The sequence below is a fragment of the Aquabacterium sp. genome, from assembly GCF_004297345.1.
In the GTDB taxonomy this organism is placed as follows: Bacteria; Pseudomonadota; Gammaproteobacteria; order Burkholderiales; family Burkholderiaceae_C; genus Aquabacterium.
Window position 1 is genome coordinate 1 of the sequence record NZ_SCTN01000392.1, and the last position, 7,122, is coordinate 7,122.

The following is a 7,122-nucleotide window of genomic DNA, read 5'->3' on the forward strand; positions in this document are numbered from 1 at the left end:
TCTATACAGGGGCAGGGCATCTACGGCGGTCCGCAGTCGTTGAACTCAATCCTGTCCAACGGGTTTGATGCGAGCTACTACACGGACGTCGAGAAGAAGAACAAGTTCCTGGGCATCACGACCAGCACGTCGCGTGAGACCTTGTACAGCCAGGCGGACGCGCAGCTAGAGCGTCAGATCACTACGATCTTTGGCAACCTGGTTGGCGCGATCAAGGCTGCTGCAGATCCTCTGGGTGTCTCGCTTGACACGGTGGAATCCAAGATCTCCGGCTTCGTGGTCAATATCGGAAAGATTGACCTGAAGGACCTCACGGGTACGGAAATCAAGGATCGTCTGACAGCAGTGTTCGGCGCGGCAGGCGACTCGTTGGCATCGGTGGTGCTGGCCGGGTTTGAGAACTTTCAGCACGTCGGTGAGGGCTACCTGGAGACGGTCGTTCGGCTGGCGTCAGGGGTCGAGCAGGCAAGGACAACCCTGCAGCGACTTGGCATCACTGCAGTTGACCTGTCTGCCATCACCAACAAGCAAGGCGATGTCGCGGCGGAGCTGGTGCGTGAGAGTGCCTTGGCGGTTGAGGGCCTGAGCGGTGTTGGCCAGATGGTGAAGACGCTCAATGGCAGTGCGGCTGATATCGCGAGCACTTACAAGTCGCTGACCGATGTCAGGCTGTCGTTGCGGCTGCTTGGCCTTGATGCATCGTCGGTGGGCTTCAGCCTGGTCAACGGTGCCGGGGGCTTGCAGGAGTTGGCGGATGCTGTGGCGGCCTATGAGTCGGGCTTCCTGTCATCCAATGAACAGGTGACAGTGAAGGCTGAGCGTATGGCTCAGGAGTTCAAGGCTTTGGGTCTGTCATTGCCTTCATCGAGCGACGCGTTTGTCGCTCTGGTGAAGGGGATCGACACCAGCTCGGACTCCGGCAAATTGCTGCTGGGCAACGTGCTTGGCCTTAGCAAGGGGTTCTCCGAGCTGCTGGGGGCTATCCAGAACGTGGGTGCCGGCATCGCGGATGAGATCAAGCGCATTCAAGGTCTGAACGCCGTCAGTGGCGACAGTAGCCTGGCTGCGCTGCAGGCCTCGTTCGCAATCAATACCGCTCAGGCCCGCGCAGGCGACCAGGCTGCGATTGATCTGCTTCCACAGATCAGTCAAGCCCTGTTGAAGGCGGCGGAGGCGACGGCGGGCAGCAGCTTGGACGTTGCGGTCATCCAGGCCAGGACGCTTGCGAGCTTGCAAGAGACCCTCGCGGCTATCAGTGATCCGACCAAGCGATTGAGCGGCATACCTGGCTTCGCATCTGGTGGCTCGTTTTCGGGTGGCTGGCGCATCGTGGGTGAGAACGGACCTGAGCTTGAGGCTACTGGTCCGGCTCGAATCTATGACGCGAGCCAGACGGCGCAGATCTTGTCTGCCTCTCCGGTCAATGGTGACTTGATTGACGAGATTCGGACGCTCAGGCAGGTCGTGGACGGCCTGCGCGATGACCAGCGTCGTCAAGCCTTCGTGATCATGCAGAACACGGACCGATCAGCTCGGGTTCTGGAGCGCGTGACGCCAGATGGCAATTCACTGTCTACAACTTCGGTGACATGACATGAGGTATATCAAACCGGTACTGATAGCAGGGGCGATGTTGGTTTCATCCAGCCTGCTTGAGGACGACTATCCAGTCTGGGATGGAGGTGCAACGTATGCCGTTGGCGATAGGCGGATTCTTCTATCGAATCACACGGTATACGAGCGGATCACGGCAGGAGTGTCCGCTGCGTCTCCCGACCTCGATACGGTGCATTGGGAACGTGTTGGTCCCACGAACAAGTGGGCAATGTTCGATAGGGCTACAGGTACGGCAAGCAGCGCATCGGACTCGCTGACAGTCACCATCGCGCCTGGCATGGTGCGTGGCCTTGCCTTGCTGGATGTCACTGGCAACAGTGTCACTGTGACGATGACCAATGGATCGGAGACGGTCTATTCCAGGACCGTCAATCTGAATACAGGTTACGGGGTCACCTCTTGGGATACCTATTTCTTCACGGACATTGTGCGCAAGCGCACTGTTGTGCTGGAAGACGTCCCGCCGTATTCATCTGGGTTGATCACGATCACTATCAACGGTTCGGGCCCTGTGTCTGTTGGTACGGTTGTGACGGGCCACATCTACAGGGTCGGCAACACTCGATACGGCATGGGGCTTGGTTTCACTGACTACTCTGTCAAGGACACAAGCAAGTTCGGTGAGACAACGGTAGTTGAGCGTGCATACGCCAAGAACATGAGTGTCCCGTTCGTTGTGCGGGATGCCGACGTCGATTGGGTTCTCAGCAGCTTGGAATCTATCCGGGCCACTGCGGTGGTTTGGATTGGTGCACGGCGCTACGACTCGTCCGTCATCTACGGGTATGCCAAGGATGCCCGACTGGTGATTTCCTATGAGCAGGCCTCGGAGTGCTCAGTAACTATTGAAGGACTCATTTAATGCTTCCACTACTTCCGACACCTCCATCGAGAAACGATCCCGTCAACTTTGCGGATCGTGCGGATGCGTTCCTGGCTGTTCTTCCGGAGTGGACCGCTGCAGCCAATGCCCTGGAGCAGTCTCTGCAGTTGACAGCTACGACCGGCACCAGCACGACATCCATGACCGTTGGTGTGGGTAGCAAGACGCTCGCGACGCAAGCCGGTAAGGCATGGGTAGTGGGGGCGTTTGTCTATCTGGTAAGCGCTGCGAGCGTGTCCAACTTCATGGTTGGGCAGGTAACGGCATACAACACTGTCACTGGTCAGTTGACTGTGAATGTCAATGCAACGGCGGGGGCAGGCACTCTCGCAAGTTGGATCATTGGCTTGTCTGTGCCTCAAGGTAGTACAGCGGTCTACTCAGGCTATGTCTCTGCGGCTGGCTTTCAGCTTGACTCTCTGAGTTCGCTGTATGTGTCGGGCAGCGTTGCCTACTGGGTTCTGGACTCCGGCGACTCGTTGTATTTCGACCGGTCGACCAACATTCTGAACGTCACCATCGGTGGTGTTGGACGATTCCACGTGGACGCCAATGATGGTCCATGTCGCCTGACAGATGCGTCTACTGGCAATGGCCTCGTGCGCAGGTCTCAGATGGACAGCGCCATTCTTTCGGCTCTGCCGATCGGCGCCATCATTGACTGGCCATCTGAGACGCCTCCCGCTGGCTGGCTTGAGAATGACGGCTCGTCGCTACTGCGTGCAGGGTTCTATGCACCACTGTATGCGGTGCTGGGCACTGCGCATGGGGCTGCAGATGCCACGCACTTCAACCTGCCTGACCATCGGGGTAAGTTCAAGCGAGGTTGGGCGCATGGCACGTCCAATGACCCTGACCGGGCGACACGTGGGGCCAATGCACCAGGTGGTGCGACCGGTGACCACGTTGGTACCACGCAGGGCTGGCAGATTGAGTCGCACAGTCACACGCAGGCGATTTTCACAATCGATGGACCGAATACCAACTTCCCGACTGGCAACGGTGGTGGTGGTATGGGCACTTCTACTCCATTGAGCTACTACGGTGGCAATCAGACCAATCCGATCAACGCGGCGGTGATGTCCATCATTAAGGTGGCGTGAGGTGAGCATGGAACAAAAGCAGATCTACCAATGTGATGAGGACGGCGTTTGGGACCGTCAGTTGAAGTTTGCACGTCCCGACCCTCATGTGGATGGCGAGTGGCTTATTCCTGGTGGCTGTACCGATGTGGCTCCGCCTGAGCTGAGTGAGCACCAGGCAGCCGTCTTTGCCGGGGGTGAATGGTCCGTGGTGGTGGACAAGCGTGGCGTGGTGTTCTGGTTGCCGACCGGCGAGCGAGCGGTGATCACGCACATCGGCGTCGATCTTCCGCCTGGTGCGTTGGAGGCTGATCCAGGCCCTACAGAGGCACAGCGATGGGCGGCCTACCAAGCTTTGGCTCAAGCCGAGCTTGATTTCAGCGACCGCGTGTCTATTCGCTGTTCCAAAGCGGGGGTTGCGTATCCGCAGGATTGGCGTGACAGAGACGCTGTGTTGCGTGGCGTGATGCGTGCAGGTTCTGGTGATCCCGATCAGCCATTGCCTGAGCGGCCTGCCTTCCCGTCCAACACCTGACCCGCTTCGGCGGGTTTTTTAATGCCTGAAAGGTGGCAATGCCAGATCCAACTTCAACGGCAGTAGCGACGTTCGTGGGCGCGAGCGCTGCTGTTCCTCCATTGACAGCCTTCGGTATATCGATAGGGCTGAGGCCTGACATCTTGATCGCGGGCTTCAGTGGCAGCCTGGTCGCGATTGCCTTGCTCAATTCGGTTCCTGGTGCGGGTGACACCTGGCGTGAGCTTGTACGGACGTCTGTACGCCGTATGGCTGTGTCTTGCGCCAGCTCGTTGACTGCTGGCTATTTGACGCCGTTGGCGTTGCTCGCTGCAAACGTGCCGGACTCTATGTTGCTGAGCATGGCTTTCCTGCTGGGCGTTGGTGCTCAGAAGGCTCTGGTCAACATCATGAGCAAGTACTGGCCGCAACAAGCCGGGGGGGAGACGTCATGAACTCCCTGCTCTGTGTCGTGCATTGGTTGTCTGGGCTGATCGTTGTCGCCGAGGCATTGAACAAGCTGGAGCGAACGTCCCCCTTCGCTCCTCACCTCTCCATGCGCAAGCGCGCTGTAGACGTCCTCAAGGCCATTGCTTGGTCTCTTCTGGCCATCGGTGGGGGAGGGGCTGTCATCACGCCTGTTCTTGGCTTGGAGAAGCCAACGCTGCAGGACGTATCTGTGATCTTGGGTTTTGCTGTCCTGATCATCAGGACGCGAGTTAAGGAGGGGTGATCATGTCCGATTCATTGCTTCAAAGTGTTTGGGATACCGCGATACAGCCCGCGCTCGTTCTGTTGCCTCCCAAGATGTCCTCTCCGCAGGCCTGGCACATGCTGATGGCCATCGGGCTTCAAGAGTCGAAGCTTTGTGCTCGTTGCCAGGTGTTGTCGGGCGGTGGCCGTGGCCCTGCCCACGGCTTGTGGCAGAACGAGCGCGGTGGTGGCGTTTTGGGGGTGCTGACGAACACCATTACGAGGCCTTACGCCGTCAAGCTGTGTCAGGACCGTGGCGTAGCAGCCGACTCCATGGCTGTGTGGACCGCACTGGAAACGGACGATGTGTTGGCCGCCGGCATTGCCCGTCTGATTCTTTACGCTGACCCTCAGCCCCTCCCTGATAAGGACGATCAGGAGGCCGGCTGGCGGCTATACGCTCTGCGTGCGTGGCGTCCTGGCAAACCACATCCAGACGAGTGGCCCGCCAATTGGGCTCGGGCACGGGCCTTTGTGTATGGAGGGTGATCATGGCCAACGTTGCAAAACAGCTAGATGAGTTGGTGCGCTTCTACTGCCCAGGCTGCAAGACCCATCACCACATACAGCACGGATCGGACATTGGGCCGAACTGGGGATGGAACGGCAGCCTGGACAAGCCGACTTTCAGTCCGAGCGTCCTGGTTACGTACAACGGGGCCGATGCCGGTCAGGACGGTGCGCCGCCTGCTGTGTGCCACTCATTCGTGACTGACGGCCGCATCCAGTTCCTTGGTGACTGTAGTCACCAGTTGGCTGGACAGACCGTTGATCTGCCACCGCTGGAAGGAGTTTGACATGCTGGACTTCTCTCTTCGCCTGGCGCTCTCTGCTGGCATTGCGGCTGTACTCGGTGGCGCAGTGCTGGCCTTTGGCCACCATGAACGCGATGTTGGCCGATCCGAGGTTCGTGCGCAGGTCATGCGCGAAACGTCACGGCGTCAAGACGTCGTCATTCAGCGCCAGTCTTCCGTGCTGGCAATCAACCAGGCTCAGGCTGTCAAGGCCAAGGAGGTCGAAACCGATGTGCAAAACAAGCTTGCGGCTGTGTCCGCTGATCGCGACCGTGCTCGTACTGCTGTTGCAGGCCTGCGCGACGAACTCGACAGAGTACGTGCCGACGCCTTGTCCGGCGTCTCAACCCATTCCCAGCTCGTTGCGCAAGTCTCCGCCGCCACCAACAGCCTCAGCGAGTGCAGCGGAAGATATACAGCGGTGGCGGGCGAGCGTGACGAACTGGCGGTCCAAGTAGCAGGGCTCCTGCCTCTGTTGCCTGCGCAGTAGATTTCCGGCTTGATCATGCGCGGACCGTATCTATCTGGGTACGGTCCGCGCTTTTCGCGTTTGTGGTTACCACTGCTTTTGCTTGTCCAGGATCTCACAGCGCCATTCCTGGTACTGCAACGGGCCGCGCTCTCGCGTTCTCTGTAGGCCGCTCAGCGTGAGATACCACTCGTCCAGGCTGATGACTTCCACCCGCCAAAGCGGGGGCAGCAGGAGCGTCTCCCGTCCATCCCGAATCGTGGAAAATGTGGCCTGTCTCTCGAATCCCTTGGCCAGGATGCGCAGCCGGCCCACGGTGGATCGGTCTGACGTCATGGAGGCTGATCGGCCATCGAGCTTGATGCCGTCTCGCCAGCTTTCTGTGATGATGGCTCGCATACTGCGTATTTATACAGTAATGCCATATTCTGCGCGTGCGATTTCCCGTGCGAACTACGTGCGAAACGAACGCCAATCAACGACAACAAAAAGCAGTTCAGAAGGACGAACGCCAAGCGTTTTGCTTGGCGTTCGTTGTCTTAAGTGGTGGAGCCGGGGGGAATTGAACCCCCGTCCGTAAGCCATCATCGAGCAGTTCTACATGCGTAGCTGTCTGATTTGAATCTCGCCGACCTGATCGCGCAGCAGCACGCTACCAAGCCAGCCAGTCACTGAATCTCGACCTGAACCGAGTGACCCGGCTCAGACCCAGCCTATGTGAATGACCTCACTACTTCAGTCTTGCGACATCAGCACAGCCCATAGGCCAACTGTTGTGAGGCTCACCGGTGTTAAGCGGCGAGTGCGAACGATTCGTCGTTTGCAGTTAGTTTGTTTCCAGATGGATTTACGAGGTGGCTGGTCCTCGACATGCCCTGTCCCGAATCCGCACCCACGTCGAAACCAGGTCGGCCCCAGGAAAAGTCAGGCCATTGTAGGTGTTCTTGCGAATCCGCGCTGGCCTTATTCATCGATATGCGGACGGGCGGCGGCTTTTCAAGCCCCCCGCC

At 58.6% G+C, this 7,122-nt stretch carries 10 protein-coding genes and 1 other RNA gene; 9 read left to right on the plus strand and 2 right to left on the minus strand.

What is annotated here, in order from left to right; genetic code table 11:
* The 9 genes from EPO09_RS15045 to EPO09_RS15085 all read left to right on the plus strand — a co-directional run.
* Positions 1–1,593: hypothetical protein (locus tag EPO09_RS15045; protein WP_290644143.1), on the plus strand; the 1,593-nt coding region annotated here is incomplete at its 5' end.
* 37 nt (positions 1,594–1,630) lie between these two features.
* Positions 1,631–2,479 (plus strand): hypothetical protein, encoded by an 849-nt coding sequence (locus tag EPO09_RS15050; RefSeq protein WP_290644144.1) that lies wholly within the window; start codon positions 1,631–1,633, stop codon positions 2,477–2,479.
* Between the two features lie 161 nt (positions 2,480–2,640).
* On the plus strand, positions 2,641–3,603 hold the full coding sequence (locus EPO09_RS15055) for a phage tail protein (RefSeq protein WP_290644145.1): 963 nt from the start codon (positions 2,641–2,643) through the stop codon (positions 3,601–3,603).
* Position 3,604: 1 nt separating this feature from the next.
* Positions 3,605–4,117 (plus strand): hypothetical protein, encoded by a 513-nt coding sequence (locus EPO09_RS15060; RefSeq protein WP_290644146.1) that lies wholly within the window; start codon positions 3,605–3,607, stop codon positions 4,115–4,117.
* 143 nt (positions 4,118–4,260) lie between these two features.
* Positions 4,261–4,551, plus strand: a complete 291-nt coding sequence (locus tag EPO09_RS15065) for a hypothetical protein (protein ID WP_290644147.1) — start codon at positions 4,261–4,263, stop codon at positions 4,549–4,551.
* Complete coding sequence (locus EPO09_RS15070) at positions 4,548–4,829, plus strand: hypothetical protein (RefSeq protein WP_290644148.1); 282 nt, start codon at positions 4,548–4,550, stop codon at positions 4,827–4,829. Before EPO09_RS15065 ends, EPO09_RS15070 begins: the two co-directional genes overlap by 4 nt.
* Positions 4,830–4,831: 2 nt before the next feature.
* Positions 4,832–5,338: a hypothetical protein gene (locus EPO09_RS15075; protein ID WP_290644149.1), complete on the plus strand. Its 507-nt coding sequence runs from the start codon at positions 4,832–4,834 to the stop codon at positions 5,336–5,338.
* Between the two features lie 2 nt (positions 5,339–5,340).
* A complete protein-coding gene (locus EPO09_RS15080; RefSeq protein WP_290644150.1) occupies positions 5,341–5,646 on the plus strand; it encodes a DUF6527 family protein in 306 nt (101 codons plus the stop codon).
* 1 nt (position 5,647) lies between these two features.
* Positions 5,648–6,133: a hypothetical protein gene (locus EPO09_RS15085; protein ID WP_290644151.1), complete on the plus strand. Its 486-nt coding sequence runs from the start codon at positions 5,648–5,650 to the stop codon at positions 6,131–6,133.
* A 66-nt stretch (positions 6,134–6,199) separates the two neighbouring features.
* On the opposite strand, the gene EPO09_RS15090 is transcribed toward EPO09_RS15085, so the two are convergent.
* Both EPO09_RS15090 and ssrA read right to left on the minus strand, forming a co-directional pair.
* Positions 6,200–6,511: a hypothetical protein gene (locus EPO09_RS15090; RefSeq protein WP_290644152.1), complete on the minus strand. Its 312-nt coding sequence runs from the start codon at positions 6,509–6,511 to the stop codon at positions 6,200–6,202.
* A gap of 145 nt (positions 6,512–6,656) precedes the next feature.
* Positions 6,657–7,028, minus strand: a transfer-messenger RNA (tmRNA) gene (gene ssrA / locus EPO09_RS15095).
* Positions 7,029–7,122: the final 94 nt, after the last annotated feature.